The organism is Agrobacterium burrii (genome assembly GCF_017313405.1).
GTDB classification, from domain to species: domain Bacteria; phylum Pseudomonadota; class Alphaproteobacteria; order Rhizobiales; family Rhizobiaceae; genus Agrobacterium; species Agrobacterium burrii.
This window is the reverse complement of the sequence record NZ_JAFLNA010000003.1, coordinates 442,972-463,400: the sequence shown is the minus strand read 5'-3', so window position 1 is coordinate 463,400 and position 20,429 is coordinate 442,972. Positions and strand designations below refer to the sequence as shown.

24 protein-coding genes are annotated in these 20,429 nt (G+C 59.1%); 15 read left to right on the top strand and 9 right to left on the bottom strand.

The features are described 5' to 3' along the window. Positions 1-27 precede the first annotated feature (27 nt). Positions 28-318, top strand: coding sequence for an ArsR/SmtB family transcription factor (locus JZX89_RS08955; protein WP_207133859.1), 291 nt, complete (start codon positions 28-30; stop codon positions 316-318). A 127-nt stretch (positions 319-445) separates the two neighbouring features. Continuing rightward, a complete protein-coding gene (locus JZX89_RS08950; RefSeq protein WP_207133840.1) occupies positions 446-1,558 on the top strand; it encodes an alkene reductase in 1,113 nt (370 codons plus the stop codon). 54 nt (positions 1,559-1,612) lie between these two features. Here JZX89_RS08950 and JZX89_RS08945 read toward each other — a convergent pair whose 3' ends face one another. After that, positions 1,613-2,002, bottom strand: a complete 390-nt coding sequence (locus JZX89_RS08945) for a DUF6220 domain-containing protein (protein ID WP_207133839.1) — start codon at positions 2,000-2,002, stop codon at positions 1,613-1,615. Next, the gene (locus JZX89_RS08940; RefSeq protein WP_207133838.1) at positions 2,002-3,039 is read right to left on the bottom strand and encodes an NAD-dependent epimerase/dehydratase family protein; all 1,038 of its coding nucleotides are present in this window, start codon (positions 3,037-3,039) and stop codon (positions 2,002-2,004) included. The genes JZX89_RS08945 and JZX89_RS08940 overlap by 1 nt, the downstream gene beginning before the upstream one ends. Positions 3,040-3,129: 90 nt before the next feature. Here JZX89_RS08940 and JZX89_RS08935 point away from each other — a divergent pair, with 90 nt between their 5' ends. After that, the gene (locus tag JZX89_RS08935) at positions 3,130-4,074 is read left to right on the top strand and encodes a LysR family transcriptional regulator (protein ID WP_153514989.1); all 945 of its coding nucleotides are present in this window, start codon (positions 3,130-3,132) and stop codon (positions 4,072-4,074) included. A 109-nt stretch (positions 4,075-4,183) separates the two neighbouring features. On the opposite strand, the gene JZX89_RS08930 is transcribed toward JZX89_RS08935, so the two are convergent. Further along, positions 4,184-4,450 (bottom strand): DUF2188 domain-containing protein, encoded by a 267-nt coding sequence (locus JZX89_RS08930; RefSeq protein ID WP_149900074.1) that lies wholly within the window; start codon positions 4,448-4,450, stop codon positions 4,184-4,186. 197 nt (positions 4,451-4,647) lie between these two features. Here JZX89_RS08930 and JZX89_RS08925 point away from each other — a divergent pair, with 197 nt between their 5' ends. Continuing rightward, entirely contained in the window at positions 4,648-5,754 is a 1,107-nt protein-coding gene (locus JZX89_RS08925; protein WP_207133837.1) for a calcium:cation antiporter, read from the top strand. 53 nt (positions 5,755-5,807) lie between these two features. Here the strand turns inward: JZX89_RS08925 and JZX89_RS08920 are convergent, their stop codons facing one another. Next, the gene (locus JZX89_RS08920; RefSeq protein ID WP_149900072.1) at positions 5,808-7,010 is read right to left on the bottom strand and encodes a pyridoxal phosphate-dependent aminotransferase; all 1,203 of its coding nucleotides are present in this window, start codon (positions 7,008-7,010) and stop codon (positions 5,808-5,810) included. Between the two features lie 222 nt (positions 7,011-7,232). Here JZX89_RS08920 and JZX89_RS08915 point away from each other — a divergent pair, with 222 nt between their 5' ends. The 4 genes from JZX89_RS08915 (at position 7,233) to JZX89_RS08900 (ending at position 10,363) form a co-directional block, all read left to right on the top strand. Next, positions 7,233-8,162, top strand: a complete 930-nt coding sequence (locus tag JZX89_RS08915) for an EAL domain-containing protein (protein WP_149900071.1) — start codon at positions 7,233-7,235, stop codon at positions 8,160-8,162. A 145-nt stretch (positions 8,163-8,307) separates the two neighbouring features. Continuing rightward, a complete protein-coding gene (locus JZX89_RS08910; protein WP_153514987.1) occupies positions 8,308-8,616 on the top strand; it encodes a hypothetical protein in 309 nt (102 codons plus the stop codon). 181 nt (positions 8,617-8,797) lie between these two features. After that, on the top strand, positions 8,798-9,700 hold the full coding sequence (locus JZX89_RS08905; RefSeq protein ID WP_207133836.1) for a DMT family transporter: 903 nt from the start codon (positions 8,798-8,800) through the stop codon (positions 9,698-9,700). Positions 9,701-10,147: 447 nt separating this feature from the next. Further along, positions 10,148-10,363, top strand: coding sequence for a cold-shock protein (locus tag JZX89_RS08900; RefSeq protein ID WP_003494703.1), 216 nt, complete (start codon positions 10,148-10,150; stop codon positions 10,361-10,363). A gap of 87 nt (positions 10,364-10,450) precedes the next feature. Here the strand turns inward: JZX89_RS08900 and JZX89_RS08895 are convergent, their stop codons facing one another. Further along, positions 10,451-11,095, bottom strand: a complete 645-nt coding sequence (locus tag JZX89_RS08895; protein ID WP_207133835.1) for an MBL fold metallo-hydrolase — start codon at positions 11,093-11,095, stop codon at positions 10,451-10,453. A 232-nt stretch (positions 11,096-11,327) separates the two neighbouring features. Here JZX89_RS08895 and JZX89_RS08890 point away from each other — a divergent pair, with 232 nt between their 5' ends. The 4 genes from JZX89_RS08890 (at position 11,328) to JZX89_RS08875 (ending at position 14,785) form a co-directional block, all read left to right on the top strand. Continuing rightward, positions 11,328-11,933 carry a DUF1236 domain-containing protein gene (locus JZX89_RS08890; RefSeq protein ID WP_149900066.1) on the top strand — a complete coding sequence of 202 codons (606 nt, stop codon included), beginning with the start codon at positions 11,328-11,330 and terminating at the stop codon, positions 11,931-11,933. A gap of 199 nt (positions 11,934-12,132) precedes the next feature. Beyond that, positions 12,133-12,660, top strand: coding sequence for a MarR family winged helix-turn-helix transcriptional regulator (locus JZX89_RS08885; protein WP_153514983.1), 528 nt, complete (start codon positions 12,133-12,135; stop codon positions 12,658-12,660). Between the two features lie 2 nt (positions 12,661-12,662). Continuing rightward, positions 12,663-13,376 (top strand): response regulator, encoded by a 714-nt coding sequence (locus JZX89_RS08880; RefSeq protein WP_046797979.1) that lies wholly within the window; start codon positions 12,663-12,665, stop codon positions 13,374-13,376. A 29-nt stretch (positions 13,377-13,405) separates the two neighbouring features. Next, the gene (locus tag JZX89_RS08875) at positions 13,406-14,785 is read left to right on the top strand and encodes an ATP-binding protein (protein WP_153515125.1); all 1,380 of its coding nucleotides are present in this window, start codon (positions 13,406-13,408) and stop codon (positions 14,783-14,785) included. A gap of 76 nt (positions 14,786-14,861) precedes the next feature. Here the strand turns inward: JZX89_RS08875 and JZX89_RS08870 are convergent, their stop codons facing one another. The 4 genes from JZX89_RS08870 to JZX89_RS08855 all read right to left on the bottom strand — a co-directional run bounded on the left by JZX89_RS08870 (position 14,862) and on the right by JZX89_RS08855 (position 17,246). Next, positions 14,862-15,203, bottom strand: coding sequence for a tRNA-binding protein (locus tag JZX89_RS08870; protein ID WP_207133834.1), 342 nt, complete (start codon positions 15,201-15,203; stop codon positions 14,862-14,864). Positions 15,204-15,231: 28 nt separating this feature from the next. Beyond that, positions 15,232-16,050, bottom strand: coding sequence for a pyrroline-5-carboxylate reductase (gene proC, locus JZX89_RS08865; protein ID WP_207133833.1), 819 nt, complete (start codon positions 16,048-16,050; stop codon positions 15,232-15,234). 2 nt (positions 16,051-16,052) lie between these two features. Then, entirely contained in the window at positions 16,053-16,553 is a 501-nt protein-coding gene (locus tag JZX89_RS08860) for a type III secretion system chaperone family protein (protein WP_142840357.1), read from the bottom strand. Positions 16,554-16,982: 429 nt separating this feature from the next. Beyond that, positions 16,983-17,246 carry an accessory factor UbiK family protein gene (locus tag JZX89_RS08855; RefSeq protein WP_207133832.1) on the bottom strand — a complete coding sequence of 88 codons (264 nt, stop codon included), beginning with the start codon at positions 17,244-17,246 and terminating at the stop codon, positions 16,983-16,985. Between the two features lie 308 nt (positions 17,247-17,554). Here JZX89_RS08855 and lgt point away from each other — a divergent pair, with 308 nt between their 5' ends. The 3 genes from lgt to pgeF all read left to right on the top strand — a co-directional run bounded on the left by lgt (position 17,555) and on the right by pgeF (position 20,428). Continuing rightward, the gene (gene lgt / locus JZX89_RS08850; protein ID WP_207133858.1) at positions 17,555-18,367 is read left to right on the top strand and encodes a prolipoprotein diacylglyceryl transferase; all 813 of its coding nucleotides are present in this window, start codon (positions 17,555-17,557) and stop codon (positions 18,365-18,367) included. A gap of 15 nt (positions 18,368-18,382) precedes the next feature. After that, entirely contained in the window at positions 18,383-19,483 is a 1,101-nt protein-coding gene (locus JZX89_RS08845) for a class I SAM-dependent methyltransferase (protein ID WP_207133831.1), read from the top strand. A gap of 150 nt (positions 19,484-19,633) precedes the next feature. Then, positions 19,634-20,428 (top strand): peptidoglycan editing factor PgeF, encoded by a 795-nt coding sequence (gene pgeF / locus JZX89_RS08840; RefSeq protein WP_207133830.1) that lies wholly within the window; start codon positions 19,634-19,636, stop codon positions 20,426-20,428. Position 20,429 lies beyond the last annotated feature (1 nt).

Below are 20,429 nucleotides of genomic sequence, written 5' to 3'. Positions count from 1 at the left end.
TTCATGCCAGATATTGAAGAAATACCGATGAACCCGGAGGAAATCCTCAAAGCTCTTTCGCACCCCGCAAGGCTGAAGTTCCTTGAATGGCTGAAAAGCCCCGAAAGTCACTTCTGTCAGGACCACCCGCTCAGCATGGGTGTGTGCGCCAACCAGTTCCAGATCAGCGGCCTGTCACAATCCACCGTCTCGTCGCATCTGGCGGTGTTGCAGGCAGCCGGCCTGATAAGGTCGAAGAAGGTCGGGCAATGGGTGTTTTTCGAACGCAACGAGGAAACCATCGACGCGTTCCGCAAATATCTGCACGCGAATCTCTGAGCCTCCCAAGCTTTGAGCCCTGGGGTGCCGAACCGGAAACCACCAAACGGTTTTCAGTCCGGCACCCAGACCGAAAGACAGCGCGCCTTAAGCGCAATTTCGCCAACCGACCAGAAAGTGAAGTCGCATGACCAGTCTTTTCGAACCGGCACAGGCCGGCGATATCGCACTCGCCAACCGTATCGTCATGGCTCCCCTGACCCGCAACCGTTCGCCGGGCGCAATTCCCAACAACCTCAACGCCACCTATTACGAGCAGCGCGCCACAGCCGGGCTGATCGTCACAGAGGGCACGCCGATTTCCCAGCAGGGTCAGGGCTATGCGGATGTTCCGGGCCTCTACAAGCAGGAAGCCATCGAGGGCTGGAAGAAGATCACCGACGGTGTGCATTCGGCCGGTGGCAAGATCGTCGCGCAGATCTGGCATGTGGGCCGCATTTCGCATACCTCACTGCAGCCGCATGGCGGCCAGCCCGTCGCTCCTTCCGCCATCCCCGCCAAATCGAAGACCTATATCATCAATGATGACGGCACCGGCGCTTTTGCGGAAACCTCCGAACCGCGCGCGCTCACCATCGACGATATCGGCCTCATCCTTGACGATTACCGCAGCGGCGCCCGTGCCGCGCTGGAAGCTGGTTTCGACGGCGTCGAAATCCATGCCGCCAATGGTTATCTGATCGAGCAGTTCCTGAAATCCAGCACCAACCAGCGCACCGACGACTATGGTGGCTCGATCGAGAACCGCGCCCGCTTCCTTCTGGAAGTGGTGGATGCGGTTACGGAAGAAATCGGCGCAGGCCGCACAGGTATCCGCCTCTCCCCCGTCACGCCTGCCAACGATATTTTCGAGGCCGATCCGCAGCCGCTCTACAATTATGTGTCGGCTGAACTCGGCAAGCGCAATCTCGCCTTCATCCACGTCGTCGAGGGTGCAACGGGTGGCCCGCGTGATTTCAAACAGGGCGACAAGCCCTTTGATTACGCCGCCTTCAAGGGCGCTTATCGCAATGCCGGCGGCAAGGGCCTGTGGATTGCCAATAACGGCTACGACCGTGCAAGCGCCATCGAAGCCGTGGAAAGCGGCAAGGTCGATGCTGTGGCCTTCGGCAAGGCCTTCATCGCCAATCCGGATCTGGTGCGCCGCTTCAAGAACGATGCACCGCTGAATGAGCCGAACCAGCCGACCTTCTATGGCGGCGGTGCAGAAGGCTATACCGACTATCCCGCGCTCGGCTGATCATTGACAAAGCCAAACGCCGCACTGCTTCTCCGCAGTGCGGCGTTTTGCGTTTCAGGATGCGGCGCGCGCCTGCCGCGCGGCGAAATCGGAAAACGCACCCATGACAAAGGCATTGGCCACATGCAGCGCCTGCAGAAAGCCATTGCCCGTTTCCCGGCCGATGCTCATCAGCGCCACCTGCAGGCAATAGAGGGCGAGCAGCGCCAGCGCACGTTTGAGGTTCGGCCGCAGATCATCGTAACGCAGCGCAAGGACCACCAGCGACGCGATGGGGACGGCGATAAACATGCCAAGCCCCTTGTGCACCGAAAGCAGCGACCCGTCATAATAGATCGACAGCCCCGCCAGCAGCACCTGTGCAAAAATCAGCACCGGCACGCCTGCCGAAATCACAGCGAACACGCGACGCCGAGCTGAAATCCCATTTGCCGCGGTTGCCATCACACCGTGCCTCCTGCATCCGCCGGATGATGGAGGCTCGCCGGTTGCTGCACCTGCGCGAGGCAGCCGAGGCTCGCCAACGTCGCCGAGACGGCTGCATCAATCGGCGTCCGTGGTTCCGTTCCGAGAAAATCCGCAAGCTTGCGGTTGCTCATGCGGATCGGCATCTGCCAGAGATATTGCATTTCCAGCACTTCGCGAAACAGGGGAACGAAGGGCGCGGCCAGCTTTATGCCCGGCCAGAAAAGCCTCCGCATCTTGACCGGGTGACCAACGACCCGCTCGATCGCCGCAACCAGTTGCAACCCGTCGAAATCCCAGAAACCTTCCATGTGATAAACGGCGAAAGCCGGTAGTTCGTCCGAGCGGTCGAGCAACCGGCCGATCGTCTCCGCCACATCAGGCAGATAGGCCCATTGATGTCCGGCATGGGGTGCCGCAGGGTTCTGAACACTGCGGACAGGCTTGCCCGGTCGCACCAGCATCTGCGAAAACCAGTTGTTTTTCGCGTCTGGTCCGAAAAAATCCCCGGCGCGGACAATCAGCACCGGTACGCCGCGCATCGACGCCATCTTCAGCCGCCGCTCCATCTCCACCCGCAACGCACCCTTGCGGGTGAAAGGTTTTTGCGGGCTGTCTTCCGTCAGGAGCGGAAAAGCGTCCGGGCCGAAATTATAGACGCTGCCGGGAAACACGATCCTCGCCCCACAAGCCTCAGCCGCCGCGATGGTGTTGTCGAGCATCGGCAGCACCTGCCTGTCCCAGTTGCGATATCCCGGAGGGTTGACCGCATGGACGATGAGCGTTGCCCCTTTCGCGGCCTCCACCACGTCCCGTCGGTTCAGCGCGTCGCCGGTCACACGCTCGATACCGTCCGACGCACCGGATGATGCTTGCTGGCGCGTCAGCGCCCTCACCTGCCAGCCGCGTTGCAACAGCATCTTCGCAACATGGCTGCCGACGCCGCCATTCGCCCCGACAATCAGCGCCAGAGGCTTGTTATTCTCTGCTGTATTTGCGTGGTTTTCATCTATCATGACCAACACTCCGTTTTCTGGCTGGAGTATCGTTCCGTCGCGCGATATACGAAATTGTCGAAATGAGTGGAGCAGGTATACAAAAAATTTATGATCAAGAGCCGGGATGTCAGTTGGGATTTTTACCGCACCTTCCTCAGCGTGCTGCGCGACGGCTCGCTGTCTGCGGCCGCGCGTGAACTGGGCATTACACAACCGACTGCGGGGCGCCATATCGGCGCTCTGGAAGAGGCGGTCGGTTTTCCGCTGTTCATCCGCTCACCGCACGGGCTGATGCCGACGGAAGCTGCCCTTGCGCTCCGGCCCTATGCGGAAAATCTCGCAGCGACAGCGGCAGCGCTCATGCGGGCGGCCTCCGGCGAAGTCGGCAAAATCGAAGGCACAGTGCGCATCAGCGCGTCTGACATCATCGGCGTGGAAATGCTGCCGCCCATCATCGCGGTCATGCAGGAAATTCACCCGCGGCTCGAGATCGAGCTTTCGCTATCGGATACGCTGGAAGACCTTTTACGGCGCGAAGCCGATATCGCCATCCGCATGACCGAACCGCAGCAGGATGCGATCGTCATGCGCTACATCGGCAATTTCCGTCTGGGCTTTCATGCGACGCGCGACTATCTGGCGAAAGCCGGCATTCCAAAGGTCATGGAAGAATTAAACGAGCACCGGATGGTCGGTTTCGACCGCAAGACGCCTTTCATCAGGGCGGCCATTCAGCGAATGCGCGCCCTTGATCCGGAAATACCCGACATTGAAGACATCTGCTTCGAAATCCGCGCCGACAGCAATCTCGCCCAGCTTGCCATGATCCGCGCCAGCGCTGGCATCGGCGTCTGCCAGATCGGTCTCGCGCGCAAGGATCCTCGGCTGGTGCAGGTTCTTCCTGGTATAGACATCCCGCTGCACACCTGGGTGGCGATGCATGAAAATCTGAAGACCTCGCCGCGATGCCGTGCCGTGTTCAGCGCCCTCGTCGAAGGCCTGAAGGCGCATCTCAAGGAGACCGATCCGGGCGCTCCGCCGCAGCGGCGTTAGGATTACTCGAGAACGGGTTGCCGAGCGGGTCTCGTCCGCGATGACTTGAAAACCAACTGGCGGAACATGGAAGATGATGCGGATTTCGCCGGAAATGCCGGCTCTTTCATCAAAACGGTCTGGCCGGCGGTAAAGTCTTGTCCACGACCTCGGCTTCCGGCCGGTCGCCGCCCTGGCTATATTCTTCATGCCATTGGCCGCGTTCGTCCTGATAGCTGATTTCCTCATCATCGCCGCCCACCTGCTGTTCGGCGGCAACGATGCGCGCAGCCTCGACGGCATCCGCATAGGAAGGGAATGTTTCGGAATAAGCGCCGTTCATGCGGTAGGCGAAGCCACCGTCATGTTCCACGACTTCATACACCACTTTGGTCATGCATGTTCCTCCTGTTTCAGTCGGCGACATGGCAACCACAACCGCGCTTCAAGCATTGCACCCGACAGGGGACAACACGGCATGAGCAGCATGTCCTTGACGGCACCACTATCCTACCAAAAGCACTCAAGCGCAAATCCTGCTTGATCTGAGGGACGATACGTCACAGCCTGCGACTATCAGGGGAAGGGAAATCGATGGTGGGTTCTATTCTGAAGCAGGAGCGCATATTGCTGCTGGCGATACCGGCAGCAATCGCCGCCTATATGGCCGAACATGCAATATTCGAGGGCGGGAAAACGGCATCGCTCATCGCCGCGATCGCCCTGATCGGGCTCATCGTTCTGGTCTCGATGCGAGTTGCCCGTCACGCCGAAATCCTCGCCGCCAAAGTCGGCGATCCCTATGGCACGATGATCCTGACGCTCTCGGCGGTGGCGGTGGAAGTGCTGATCCTCGCCATCATCATGAATGAATCCAATTCGCCGACGCTGGTGCGTGATACGATCTATTCCGCCGTAATGATCGATATCAACGGCATTCTCGGCCTCGCCGCCCTCCTCGGCGGGCTGCGCCACGGCGAACAGTCCTATAATGACGATTCCGGCAGGACCTACGGCGTGATGATCCTCACCGCCATGGGCATCTCGATGATCGTGCCGGAATTCATTCCGGAACAGAGCTGGCACGTCTATTCCGCCTTTACCATCGTCGCGATGATTGCGCTTTATGCCCTGTTCCTGAAAATGCAGGTCGGCCCGCACAGCTATTTCTTCAGCTATGCCTATCCCCGCAAGGCGCATCCAGCCGGTCAACCATCGAACAACCATGCCGAGGAAGAGGACGAAGGCAGCGTGCCGCTCTCCATCGGCCTCATTATCGCCGGCGTGGTGCTGATCGGCGTACTGGCGGAATTCATGTCGAGCTTTTTAAGCGTCAGCCTTGAAGGCACTAACGCGCCACCGGCGCTGATGGCCGTGGTGGTGGCGACGATTTCGGCATCGCCGGAAATCCTCACCGCGCTCCGCTCAGCCTTGCGCAACCGCATGCAGGCCGTGGTCAACATCGCCATGGGCGCATCACTGTCGACAGTCATTCTCACCGTGCCTGTCATGGAAGGCATTGCACTTTACACCGGCCAGCCCTTCATCATGGCGATGACGCCGGTTCAAACCGTGATGGTCTTCATCACCCTCATCGCCGCCGCCATCAATCTCAATGACGGTGAAACCAATGCGATTGAGGGTATGACGCATTTCATCCTCTTCGCCACCTTCATCATGCTGCTGTTTCTCGGGCTTTAAACGAAAAAAGCCCGGCATTGCTGCCGGGCTTCCTTCAAGACTGTATCAACCGATCAGCGGCAATCGGCGCAGAAGCGCTGAATGCGCTTGCAGGCCTCTTCCAGCAGCGTTTCCGACGTAGCGTAGGAAATGCGGAAGTTCGGGCCAAGGCCGAAAGCCGATCCCTGCACGACGGCGACGCCTTCGGCTTCCAGAAGCTCGGAGACGAAATCCACATCCGACTCGATGACCTTGCCCGACGGCGCGGTCTTGCCGATCAGGCCGGCGCAGGACGGGTAGACGTAGAATGCGCCTTCCGGCGACGGGCAATTGATGCCCTTGGCCTGGTTGAGCATGGAAACGACGAGATCACGGCGACCTTCGAAGATTTTCTTGTTGGCAGGAATGAAATCCTGCGTGCCGTTCAGCGCCTCGACAGCCGCCCATTGCGCAATCGAGCTGGCGCCCGAAGTCTGCTGGCCCTGGATCATGTCCATGGCCTTGATCAGCGGCAGCGGGCCGGCCGCATAACCGATACGCCAGCCGGTCATGGCATAGGCCTTGGAGACGCCGTTCATCGTCAGCGTGCGGTCATAGAGCGCAGGCTCCACCTCGACCGGGGTGACGAATTTGAAATCGCCATAGGTCAGGTGCTCATACATGTCGTCCGTCAGCACCCAGACATGCGGATGCTTGACCAGCACGTCCGTCAGCGCCTTCAGCTCGTCATGCGAATAAGCGGCACCCGAGGGGTTGGAAGGCGAGTTGAAGACGAACCACTTTGTCTTCGGCGTAATCGCCTTTTCCAGCGCTTCCGCGGTCAGCTTGAAATTGTCTTCAAGCGTGGTGTCGACGAATACAGGCGTGCCGCCGCAGATCGCCACCATTTCCGGATAGCTGACCCAGTAAGGCGCGGGAATGACGACTTCGTCACCCGGGTTGAGGGTGGCCATGAAGGCGTTGAAAAGGATCTGCTTGCCGCCCGTGCCGACAATCGTCTGCTCCGGCTTGTAGTCGAGGCCGTTTTCGCGCTTGAACTTGTCGGCGATGGCCTTGCGCAGTTCCGGAATGCCGGAAACGGGCGTGTATTTCGTTTCGCCGCGCTTGATGGCCTCAATGGCCGCTTCCTTGATATTTTCGGGCGTATCGAAATCCGGCTCGCCGGCGCCAAGGCTGATCACATCGCGGCCCTTCGCTTTAAGCTCGCGGGCTTTCTGGGTAACAGCGATGGTGGCGGATGGCTTTACGCGGGAGAGAATGTCGGCAAGGAAGGCCATTTTTAATCGGTCCTGTTGTGGTTGACATCGACAGAGGCTGGGGCAGAGGCTGAAAAACTTGTCATCTGCGGCATTTTCTATGTCGAAAGACTGGCCTTCTTTCAAGGTCAAAAGCCGGCTTATGTGCCGTAGCGGAGAATTTAACCTTCCTTAACCCGGAAGTAACGCTTGATACGCTACATTCGCGAGCCTAGGGGTCGTGTCTCTATAGCTGGTTGAAAAATGGCGCCCAAAAGCATCTTTTCCAGTCTTGTCCGCGAGGTCGATGGCACATGGTCCACGGCCTACCAAACATTCAACCTGAAATCGGCCCTGCAGCCGATCTTTCGCCGAACGACGAGCGGCGCGCTCGACATCGATTCCTTCGAAGGTCTGGTACGGCCCCATCGCAATGGCGAACCGGTGACGCCAGGCGAGTTCTTCTCGCTGGTGGAGCCTGACGATATCGAGAATATCGACAGCATCCTGCGCACGATCCACATTCTCAATACCGGCAGGCTCAACCGTTCCCGCGCCCGCATCTTCGTCAACTTCCATCCGGGCCTGTTCCAGACCCCCGCCAAGATGCGGCAGGAAGTGGAGCGCATGCGGCTTACCGCCCACGAAGCCGGCATGACGGCAGACCGCATCGTCTGCGAAATCTCCGAGAAAAAAGCCTCCGACACGCAGATGGTCGCAGACTTCGCCTACCACATGCACGACATCGGCTTTCGCGTGGCGCTGGACGATTACGGTGCAGGCGATTCCGACATCGACCGGGTAAAGCTCATCAAGCCCGATTATGTGAAATTCGAAGCGGGCTGGGTGCGTGATTTCATGCAGAATTCAGCCGGCGCCGCCCTCCTGCGCGTCATCGTCAGCCAGTTTCGCGACGATGGAATAGAGCCGGTATTCGAAGGGCTGGAGAGCGCCTGGCAGGTCGATCTGTGTGAAGATCTCGGCGTCCTGCTGATGCAGGGTTATGCTCTCGCCAAGCCGGAACTCGCACCTACAAGTTTCGACGCACGTTTTCCCGAACTCGGCAGCGCCTATTTCAACACTGCGCCGCGGACGGACCGGAACGGCACGATGCCGCCATTTTTCCGTGAAGAGCGCCCGACTGAGCCGCATCCACAGCGCCCGACCCGCACCTTCGGAAAACGCGGCCTCTGAGGTTATCTGCGGCAGGCACCCCCTGTAATCCCGTTTGCCACAATATTGCCGCAATAAATACCGCGGAACGCCAGAATTCGGTCTCCAAGCCGTCCATTTCGAAGCCTCTTTTATCCTTCATGGACAGGGACAAGAGGCAATCGCCATGTTTACCAACGACCGGACTTCCGTTGAAAGGTTAAGGGCGCAGAGAACGCTGTTTTCCCTCTGGATGGCGGCGGCTGCTTTTCTTGTCATCGTCACCATGGCTGCGGGTATCGCGACATCCGCCAATGCAGCGGCCCAAGCCGTCGATACATTGCACACCGCCTCTATTCCGCAAGCGGCCACGTCGCGGGCCGGTCCCCATGTCCTGCTCATCATCCTGTCGGCGGCGGCCTTCATCGGCCTCGGCATCGGCGGCCTGACGCTGACCCGGCGGAGCCTCAAGGACGAAGCCCGCCGCTACAAATAAGCCGGGGCTCCAAAAGCCGTGGCAGTCGCGCCTGTGAGAGTGACCGCCTTCCGCCGGCTTGCGGCACCGGCAGGTTACTGCTAAAGCACCCGGGAAACCGTCTGATCGACATTTCAAAAAATCCCCGAATTGCCAAGGCCGATTGAATGATCTTCCGGCCCCTTGTGTGCTGGTGCCAATCATGACGCGTATTCAGGCCAATATGCTGCTTTTGCTCGCCGCAGCGATCTGGGGAGGCGGTTTCGTCGCCCAATCCTCTGCCATGGCCTCCATTGGTCCATTCTGGTTTGTCGGCCTGCGTTTCGCCATCGCCGCAATCGCCGTGCTGCCCTTTGCCATGATGGAAACCCGGTCGAAAAAATCACCGCCACGCCGTAGGGAAATCGGTAGCTACATCCTCGTGGGTCTGGCGCTATTCGGCGGCGCCACCACCCAGCAGGTCGGGCTTTTGACCACGACCGTTACCAATTCCGCCTTCCTGACCGGGCTTTACGTCATTTTCGTACCCGTGATCGCCGTCGTCCTTTACCGGCGTCATCCCCACTGGGTCGTCTGGCCCTGCGCGCTGATGATGCTTGGCGGCATCTTCCTTCTGTCCGGCGGCGCGTTCGAGACACTGACGCGGGGTGATATTCTCAGCATCATCTGCGCCTTCTTCTGGGCGATCCAGATCACGCTGGCAGGGCGTTTCGTCTCCGAGAGTGGGCGACCACTGGCGCTCTCCTGCACACAATTTGCGGTTTGCGCTCTCCTGAGTTGCATGATCGGCATCGTCTTCGAACCGATCAGCCTGGCGGCCATCGAGGCGTCGCTGGCGGAAATCCTCTATGTCGGCCTTGTTTCCTCCGGCCTCGCCTTCGTCTTGCAGGTCATCGGCCAGCGTTACACCACGGCGCCGCAGGCGGCGATATTCCTGTCCTCGGAGGCGCTTTTCGGCGCTTTGATGGCCTCGCTTTTCCTGAATGAGGCCATTTCCAACGCCGGTTATGTCGGCTGCCTGATCATATTCATCGCCATATTGATCGTGGAACTGGTACCGGAACTGACGCGAAAGCGGCAAAAAACCGTGACTGGAACTGCCTGACGCAAAAAGAACCGTTTTTTCTCACTCGGCGGAAAAAACGCGTTTCGGCATCCAATTTTTTGCCGGGAACACCCGTGCCAACCGGCAATTATTTCATCAAATATCGCTTATGCGAAAAAAATGTGCGATTACACGCTATAATTCTACCGCAGGTTTTTTATCTGACAAAAAGCCCGTGAAAACTTTTGCTTGCCAATTTTCCATAAACGCATCAATCTACTGCGGTTCGGGCAATTTGCGAGCATGGGAAGGCCTATAAAATTTGCGCACTGGGGACGCTATAAACCTCGGGCGGTGGGACGAAAAACGTTGGATGAGAACGCCATTACTTCCCGCTGTGAAGGTCCTTTTTCTCAATAATCAAGAGCTGCCTGCCAACGCCCTCGCGGGGCAAAACTGTAATGCTGCCTGTAGCTGAACGCGGGCAGAGCGAAAAGGACCTGATGCATGGCCGAAACTGGCACCGTAAAATTCTTCAATACAGACAAAGGCTTCGGCTTCATCAAGCCAGACAATGGTGGCGCTGATATCTTTGTTCACATCTCTGCTGTACAGGCTTCCGGCCTGTCCGGACTTTCAGAAAATCAGAAAGTGAGCTTCGACACGGAACCGGATCGTCGCGGCAAGGGCCCGAAGGCAGTCAATCTGCAGATTGCTGGCTGACCCTAAAAACGGCTTTCTTTTCTAGTTGAAGCCCGGCAGGAATGCCGGGTTTTTTTATGCCTGCCCCACGCACCATGCATAAGGCACTCAGAGCCCCTGAAGGTAGGGATTGTTGCGGCGTTCATCGCCCAGTCGCCCGCCCGGGCCATGCCCGCAGATGAACCCGACATCGTCGCCGAGCGGCAAAAGCTTGTCGCGAATGGACGCCATCAATTGCTCATGGTTTCCGCCGGGCAGATCGGTCCGCCCCACCGACCCAGCAAACAGCACGTCACCAACATGGGAAAATTGCTGCTCGCGATTATAATAGATGACATGACCAGGCGCATGGCCCGGGCAATGATAGACCTCAAAGACATGGCCCCCGAAGGATACCCTGTCCCCGTCTTTCAGCCATTTGTCCGGCACGACGTTCTGAAGACCGGTGATGCCATATTTCTCGGCCTGCGTCTCGATCCTCTCAAGCAACGGCCGGTCGTCCTCATGCGGACCGATGACCGACAGCGAGAGTTTCGCGCGCAACTCCTCGGCACCGCCGGCATGGTCGAGATGCCCGTGAGTCAGCCAGATTTCCTTGAGCGTGATGCCGTTTTCAGCGACGACCTGGAGGATGACCTCCACATCGCCGCCGGGATCAACGACAACACCCTCCTTGGTGTCCTCATCGAAGAGGATGGTGCAGTTCTGCTCGAACGGCGTGACCGGAATAATGCCCGCCTGCAACTTTCCCATATCCCGTATCTCCTTGTCCGACAAATCCCGCTTCCTATAGACCGCGACCGGTTCCAGCACAATGGCGGAGAAAAGATACGGCTTTTCCGCTGTCAGACTGACTTTGAAATCACAATAAAATTCAATTAGATAGCGATTAACCCTTGGCCCAAAACGGCAATAGCCGTCGAAAAATGTGGAACGCCCGGGTGGCTGCGACGTTGTAGCTCCAGTCTTAAAAGGAGTGAGACACATGGACAAGACGCTTAAAATGCTCATGGCTGGCGGCGCTTTCGCCCTGATGGCCGGTTATGCAAACGCCGCCATGGTCGCCACCACCGCATCGGACATTTCCGTTCGCTCCGGCCCCGGCGAAGACTATCCCGAACTGGGTCTGGCCACCCGTGGCAGCAGCGCAGTGCTGGACGGCTGCATGGATGGCAGCAGCTGGTGCCGCATCGAGGTCAATGGCCTGCGCGGTTGGGCGCATGCCGATTATCTGAATGTGATGTATGAGGGTTCTCCCGTCATTCTCGAAGACCGCCGCACGGAACTCAGCGTGCCTGTCGTGACGTATGAGAAGACCTCAAGCGTGCAGGCTGAACCCAATCCCGGCGACCCGAACCTCGGCCGCGTGGGCGACGTCGACATCACCCCGCCCGAAGCGGTTATCACCTATATGGACGAGCATCCTGGGGACACAGTCACCTTCGATGGCGACGTGGTCGTCGGCACAACTCTGCCGTCCGATACCCGTCTCGTTGAAGTCCCCGACTATCAGTATCGCTATGTCCGGGTGAACGACGTGCCGGTTCTGGTCGAGCCATCAACCCACCGGATCGTCTACGTTTATCAGTAGACCCATTGGCTGAATGGTATGGAACAACTGAAGAGCGCGGGCTTCCCGCGCTCTTTTATATTTCCGGTAAAGGCCACTCAGGATTCCAGTTGCACCCGCACCCGCAGCATATTATCCACCGCAACAGAAAATGATCGGCGGCATTCTCCCGAGCGGACGCATTTTCGGCTATGTTTACAGAATATTGGCGCATCGACGTATGTCAGCCGCAGGATATGAAGGAACCGCAGTGCCACCGCAATCGCTCAAAACCGCCGCCGCGAGACAAATACCGGCACTCCCGAAGGTTGACGACGGCAAGATCGACTTCGATATAATCGAGGCGCTGTTTTTCGCCTATCGCGATTTCGTCTCCGATCCCGATGTTATCCTGTCGAAACTGGAATATGGACGGGCGCATCACCGGGTGGTCTATTTCGTCAGCCGGCAGCCCGGCATGACGGTGGCGGATTTGCTCGATACATTGCAGATCACCAAACAGAGCCTCGCCCGCGTCCTCAAGCAACTGATCGACGACGGTTATATCCGCCAGATGGCCGGCCCCGAAGACCGCCGCCAGCGCCGGCTTTATCCGACACTGACGGGACGCGAACTGGCGCTGGCCCTGAGCGAACCACAATCGCGGCGTATCGATCGTGCGCTGGAAGGACTTGGCCCCGATGCCCGCGCCTGCGTGCGAAAATTCCTGGCGCAGATGCGCAGCCCGGCAACCGGCGAAAGTGACTGACAATGGCGACAGCAACGACAAAACGCCCGCCGGCGGATGACGACGCCGCCCACCTCCTGATCGTCGATGACGATGCCCGCATTCGCAACCTTCTCCAGCGCTTTCTGGGAGAGAAGGGATACCGCATTTCCGTCGCTGCGGATGCGGCCGAAGCGCGCCGCAAAATGATCGGTATCCGTTTCGACCTGCTCATCCTCGACGTGATGATGCCGGGAGAAAACGGCCTTTCGCTTACCCGCTCGCTGAACGAGGACAAATCCGTGCCGGTCATTCTGCTGACCGCCCGCTCGGAAGCGGATTCCCGCATCGAGGGGCTGGAAGCAGGCGCTGATGACTATCTCGCCAAGCCCTTCGACCCACGTGAGCTTGTCCTGCGCATCAACAATATCCTGCGGCGCAACACTTCGCCCGATACGCCCAAGATCGAGCAGATCATGTTCGGTCCCTACAGCTTCTCCATTCCTAAAAAGGAATTGCGCCGCGGCCCCGAAACGATCCGGCTTACGGACCGCGAACAGGAGATCATGCTGCTTTTCGCACTCCGGGCCGGCGACACCATTCCGCGGCATGAACTGGTTGAGGCGGAATCGGAAGTGGGCGAACGAACCATCGACGTGCAGATCAACCGTCTTCGCCGCAAGATCGAGGACGACCCAGCCAACCCGGTCTATCTGCAGACGGTGCGCGGCATCGGCTACCGGCTGAGCGTGGATTGACAGGACAAACGAAAGGCGGGCGCACGGCCATGGCGAGCCTCGATTTTCTCAATACGGTCAAAAAAAGCGGCATAGCGAAGGCCTGGCGTTCGTTTGCCAGAGGGCTGCGCCACTGGTTGCCCACCGGGCTTTACACACGTTCGCTGCTGATCATCATTTTGCCGATGATCCTGCTTCAGGGCGTGGTCGCCGCCGTCTTCATGGAGCGCCACTGGCAGCTGGTGACGGAACGCCTTTCCGCCGCCGTAACGCGCGATATTGCCGCGATCATCGAACTTCTGCAAACCGATCCGGAAGAGGATGACTACCAGCGCGTTATCCGCATTGCCCGCGACAAGCTAGATCTCAGCGTCTATATCGAACCGAAGGCAGACCTGCCCGCGCCCAGGCCCGAGCCGCTGTTTTCGATCCTCGACAGGATTCTGGCGGATCAGTTGACGCAGCAGATCGGCAGGCCGTTCTGGATCGATACCTATGGCAACGGCTCGCTGGTGGAAATCCGTGTCCAGCTGGAAGACAAGACGCTGCGCGTCTTCACCAGCCGTAGCGCGGCCTATGCCTCCAATACCCATATCTTCCTCGTCTGGATGGTCGGCGCATCGCTGGTGCTGATTGCTATTTCGATCCTCTTCCTGCGCGGGCAGATCAAGCCCATCGAAGCGCTTGCCAAAGCGGCCGAAAATTTCGGCCGCGGCCAGAAGATCAGTGCCTATTCTCCCCGTGGCGCAGATGAAGTCCGGCGGGCGGGTCTCGCCTTCATCCTGATGCGTGAACGCATCGAGCGGCAGATGGAACAGCGTACCGCCATGCTCAACGGCGTCAGCCACGATCTGCGCACCATCCTCACCCGTTTCAAGCTGCAACTGGCTCTGGCGGGCGACAATCCGGACCTTGAAGGGCTGGACAAGGATGTCGAGGACATGCAGTCGATGCTGGAGGCCTATCTGACCTTTGCCCGCACCGATGTCGAGGAGGATGTCGGCACGCTGGAGCTTCCCGCACTTCTGGAGAAGATCGGCCATGATTTCGAGCTTCACGGCAAGAAATTCAGCTACGAGCTTTATAATATCGACCGCATCATCGCGCGACCGAATGCCCTTTCCCGCCTCGTCGCCAATCTGGCGGAAAATGCCCGGCGTTATGCCACCAATCTCCATGTCGATATCCGCAAGGCGCCGCGCTCCATCATCATGACCTTCGATGATGACGGGCCGGGCATTCCGGAGGCCTCCCGCGAAGATGTCTTCAAGCCGTTTTTCAGGCTGGACGAGGCGCGCAACCTCAACGCCTCGGGCACAGGACTTGGCCTCTCCATCGTCCGTGACATCGCGCGCGGCCATGGCGGCGACGTATCGCTGGACGACAGCCCGATGGGCGGTTTGCGGGTAATCGTTAAAATTCCGGCATAAGACACCGGAGCGAAAACTGTCATGAGTTCGGGAATACCGTGCTCAACCTAAGAGATCGAGCGGCCATAGTGCTGTCTCAGCACATTTTCTCGCCGTTCGGCACCGGCCGTTCGACGGCAGCAAACACGATATCGCCGTTGCTGTCAGCAAAGCCCAGCGTCAGGACCTCGGAGCGAAACGGGCCGATCTGGCGCGGCGGAAAATTCACCACACCCAATACCTGCCGGCCGATCAGGCTTTCCGGCGTATAATGCACGGTGATTTGCGCGGAAGATTTCTTGATGCCGATGTCAGGACCGAAATCGATTTTCACCTTGATTGCCGGCTTGCGGGCTTCGGGAAAGGGTTCGGCCTCGACGATGGTGCCGACACGAATATCGACCTTCTCGAAATCGGCATACGAAATTTCACCGCTCATACCCTGCTCCCGCTGGCCTGCAAGTTTCTCAACCAGCAAGTTCTTCCGCACGCGTTTTAGCCGCCGCAATCGCCTTGTCGAACAAGGGCTGCATACCATCGTCAGCCATCAGCACCGAAAGTGCCGCCGCCGTGGTTCCGCCGGGCGAGGTCACGTTCTGGCGCAGGCGCGCCGCCTCGTCTGGGGACTGATGCAGCAACTCGCCTGCACCGGCCACGGTTTCTCGCGCCAGGCGCATGGCGACATCCGCCGGCAGACCGGCCTTGCGGCCGGCTTCCGCCATGCATTCCACCAGATAAAAGACATAGGCCGGGCCGCTGCCCGAAACCGCGGTCACCGCGTCTATATCGCTTTCGGTTTCAACCCATTCGACCGGACCACTGACCTTTAGCAGCCCGTCCACCACAGCTTTAAGTTCCGGCGTCACCCGATCGTTGGCATAAGCCCCCGTCACGCCGCGCCCGACCATGGCCGGCGTATTGGGCATGGCCCGCACGGCGGCAACCGCGCCGAAATGAGAGACGAAGGTGCCGATGGTGGTGCCGGCCGCAATCGAAACGACGACTGTATCCGCTCCGAGCAGAGGCTTGAGGGACGGCAGCACGGCTTCCATCATTTGCGGCTTCACCGCCACAAACAGAATGCCAGCCTTGACGCCTTCAGGCACGCTTTCGTTATGAGTCGCTCCGGCTTCGGCAATCGTCGTGCGCATGGCCTCGGAAGGGCGCGGATCGATGACAATGACCTGAGATCCCGGCACGCCCTTTTTCAGCCAGCCCGAAAGCATGGCGCCGCCCATATTGCCGGCACCGACGAGGACGAGCGGACCGGAAGCCTTATATACCATCTTCAAGCTTCTCCGACGGTCTCGAACATGACCGCTTCGATTGCACTTTTCGCATCCAGCCCCGACCAGACGACGAACTGGAATGCCTGATAATATTGTTCGCAGGCCTCAAGCGCGCTGGAAAGCAGCACTTCCACCTGCTGGTTGTTGGGTTCGGCACCACCCGCCAGAAGCAGGGACTGGCGGAAGATCACAACGTCTTCCTGCCGCCACAGATCGAAATGACCCATCAGCACCTGCCCGTTGACCTGCGACAGCAGGCAAATAACCTCGTTGACGCGGTGGTCAGGCACCTTGATGTCGAAAGCGCAGGCCAGATGCAGCGCCTCGAAATCCTCCATCCACGCAAAGGAAACGTGGTAATCGGCCCAGTGACCAGCCACCGTCATGGCGATCTCGTCTTCGCCGGAACGCTCGAACGACCAGTCGTTGGAGGCAGCGACAATCTCGATCATGTCCACGGGATTGGACTGACGTTCAATTTCAAATTCTATCAGGCTCATGCGGCACCTTCTCAGCCGGTATTGAATGTTCTGTTTTGAACGCCGGGCACAAAACGCACACACAAACCGGATTCAACATTTGAGACGATTGCCCGACACCAACAGAATTAAGCATTCACCCTGTCCGGAGCTTACCAGGTCGTTTCGAATCATCATTTAAAATCAGTGTATAATGGCCGAGTCCTGCTGCCACCCCTCGCCCGCCATTTTTGCTTTTTGAGCAGTGGATATCTTCTCCCCCATCACCTCAGGCGAGAGTCTTAAGCGACTCTGGCGATTGTGTTTTTTGGATGTGTCCACAGGCCGCAAAAAAGTCGCGCCAAGGCCGGCTCGCGACAACCGGGAATAATGTCAGGTTGCATGGCCCGCAAACAAAATGTCCCGGAATCGCAGGCGATCCGGGACCCATCAGAAAAAAGCGCTAAAGAATCAGTCTTTGGTAGCCGAAAGCTTTGCTTCCAGAGCCTCGATGCGGGCGCGCAGCGCGTCGTTTTCGTCACGCGCCTTGATGGCCATTTCACGCACCGCGTCGAATTCCTCGCGCTTGACCACATCGAGACTGTTCAGCCAGCGATCCGCCTGTGCATGAAGGGCGGCTTCCGCTTCCTTGCGCACGCCCTGCGCCGCGCCGGCCGCATCGGTCATCAGCCTGGCGAATTCATCCAGAATACGGTTGGTGCCTGTCGTGCTCATGGCGCTGTTCCTTCGTCGGTTCAGGGAGCGTTCCATTCCCTGCTGTTGATGCCTTTCAGGTAGGTGCTCGACAGCCGCCTTGCAAGCGAAATCGAAAAATGCGGCCTTTCGCTGCAGCGCCCGACATCGCAATCCGCTCACGAAAAATCACCTTGACCGCCGCCTCGGCAATCGCCATTTTCCTTGGCGTCAGGGAGACCGGTGAGCATCATCGCCCGGCCCCTTGAGGCAATGGATCATTCTGTTGTCCGCCCAGCAACGATGACGGAATATACGGATTGTTAGCCGCTCCCACCCAACTTGCCATCATGCCATTTCCCAATATCGATCCGATTGCGCTCTCCATTGGGCCTCTGGCGATCCACTGGTATGGCATTGCCTATGTCGCCGGCATCATGCTCGGCTGGTTTTATGCCCGCCGCCTCGCCCGCACGGATCGCCTCTGGCCGAACAATACCTCGCCGATTTCGGCGCAGCACCTTGACGATTTCATCCTCTGGGCAGCCGGCGGCATCGTGCTCGGCGGCCGCATCGGCTACATCCTGTTTTATGATCTCGGCGCCGTCGCCGCCAATCCGCTAAGGGCGCTCGAAATATGGAACGGCGGCATGTCGTTCCATGGCGGCCTCATCGGCACCACTATCGCCATGATCCTCTTTGCCCGCAAGAACGGCATCCCGGTCTGGAGCATGTTCGACGTCATCGCAGCCGTCGCACCCATCGGCCTGCTGTTCGGCCGCATCGCCAATTTCATCAATGGTGAATTGTGGGGGCGTATCGCCGACGTGCCCTGGGCGGTCGTGTTCCCGACCGGCGGGCCGTTTGCGCGGCACCCGAGCCAGCTTTATGAAGCAGGCCTCGAAGGCCTCGTACTCGTCATCATTCTGGCCATCGCCATCTATGCCTTCAGGGCGCTGAAAACACCCGGCGTTGTCACCGGCATCTTCGTCTGCGGTTACGCCCTGTCACGCATCTTCGTGGAATTTTTCCGCGAGCCGGATGCGCAGATCGGTTATCTCGCCGGCAACTGGCTGACCATGGGCATGGTGCTTTCCACGCCGATGTTTCTTCTCGGCCTCTGGGCGATCCTGCGCGCACGCAGCGCCGCAAAAATCGCCTAAGCGGTATGGCCTGCCATGACGACACCGCTTGCGCAACGCATCAAATCCCTTATCCGGCTCAACGGTCCGCTCAGCGTCACCGACTATTTCTCGCTTTGTCTCGCTGATCCCGAACACGGTTATTACAAAAGCCGCGAGCCCTTCGGTCGCTCGGGTGATTTCATCACCGCGCCTGATGTCAGCCAGCTTTTCGGCGAAATGCTCGGCGTTTTCGTGGTGCATGCCTGGCAGCGGCACGGCGCGCCCACGGAGACCCGGCTGGTGGAAATCGGCCCCGGCCGCGGCACCATGATGTCGGACATGCTGCGCGTCATCCGCCGCATCGCGCCGCCGCTTTACGAAACGATGCGGGTGCATCTGGTGGAAACCAGTCCTCGCCTTTCCACAATCCAGAAGGAAACGCTTGCCGACCATGCCGACCGGCTGACATGGCATGAAAGTTTCGACGTGGTGCCCGAAGGCTTCCTGCTCCTCGTCGCCAACGAACTTTTCGACGCCATTCCGATCCGGCAATTCGTGAGAACACCGCAGGGTTTTCGCGAACGGGTTGTCAGTCTCGATGCGAATGACGAGCTTGTGTTCTCGACCGGCCTTGCCAGCATCGACCCGGCCCTCTTGCCGCCGCAGCCTGAACGACAGCCGCTTGGCACCATATTCGAAGTTTCACCTGCCCGCGAAGCCGTGATGACGGCCATCTGCCAGCGCCTGTCTATCCATGGCGGCACGGCGCTCGCCATCGACTACGGCCATCTGGTCGCCGGATTTGGCGATACGCTGCAGGCCATGCGCCACCACGCCTTCGACCCGCCGCTTGCGCATCCCGGCGAAGCCGATCTGACCAGCCATGTCGATTTCGAAAGCCTCGTGAAAACAGCCGAAGCGACCGGTGTGCATGTCAACGGCACCCTGAGACAGGGTGACTTTCTTTACGGTCTCGGCCTCAAAGAGCGGGCGGCAGCCCTTGCCGCCAAGGCGACACCCGACCAGACGCTTGCGATTGCCGAAGCGGTCAACCGTCTCGCCGGCGAAGGCGCCGGCAAGATGGGGGAACTTTTCAAGGTCATCGCCGTTTCAAGTCCCGCGCTTCATCTCATGCCGTTTCGTGCGGTGGATTGACAGCGCAATAACCTCTGGGCCAACATCGTCGCGACACACGAAGCAGGCACACTGCATCACACACGCCGCGCAACGCCGCAGCAACAGGAAACATCTCGCTTAACGCACCCCACTGGCCAACAGCGATATTCTCCAAGGAACTCCCGCACCATGCAGAACGTAACGCTGCCGCTCCCCATCCAGAGCCCCCTGCTCGCCGCGTCAGGTGAAAACCGTGTTCGACACGGTTTCTTCACTCGGCAGGGCGGCGTCTCCTCAGGGCTTTATCAGGGTCTCAATGTCGGTCTCGGCTCGCATGACGAGCCGGAACTTGTTCAGGAAAACCGCCGGCGCGTGGCGCAATGGTTCGGCCTGTCGGCAGAGCGCCTCGCCACCGTTCATCAGGTCCATTCTCCCGATGTTCTCGTGGTCGATGAAAGCTATGACGGCAACCGCCCGCAAGCCGATGCGATGGTGACGGCGACGCCGGGTTTCGTACTCGGCGTCTTGAGCGCCGATTGCGGCCCGATCCTGTTTGCCGATGCCGAGGCCGGTGTCGTGGGCGCTGCCCACGCCGGCTGGAAAGGCGCATTGTTCGGCGTGCTAGAAAACACCATCGAGACCATGACCAAGCTGGGCGCCAACCGTGAGCGCATCGCAGCCTCGCTCGGCCCCTCCATCAGCCAGAGCAATTACGAGGTCGGGCCAGAATATGTGGCGCGCTTCATCGATATCGATCCGGCTTACGCGGATTATTTCACCGAGGCGGACAAACAAGGCCATGCCCTCTTCGACCTCAAGCGGTTCACCATCGACCGCCTGACGAAAGCCGGCGTAAAGGCAGAAAATCTCGGCCTCTGCACCTATCCGGATGAAGAACGTTTCTATTCCTACCGCCGCACGACCCACCGCGCCGAACCCGATTATGGCCGGCAGATTTCCGCAATCGCAATTCTGGAGGACTGAC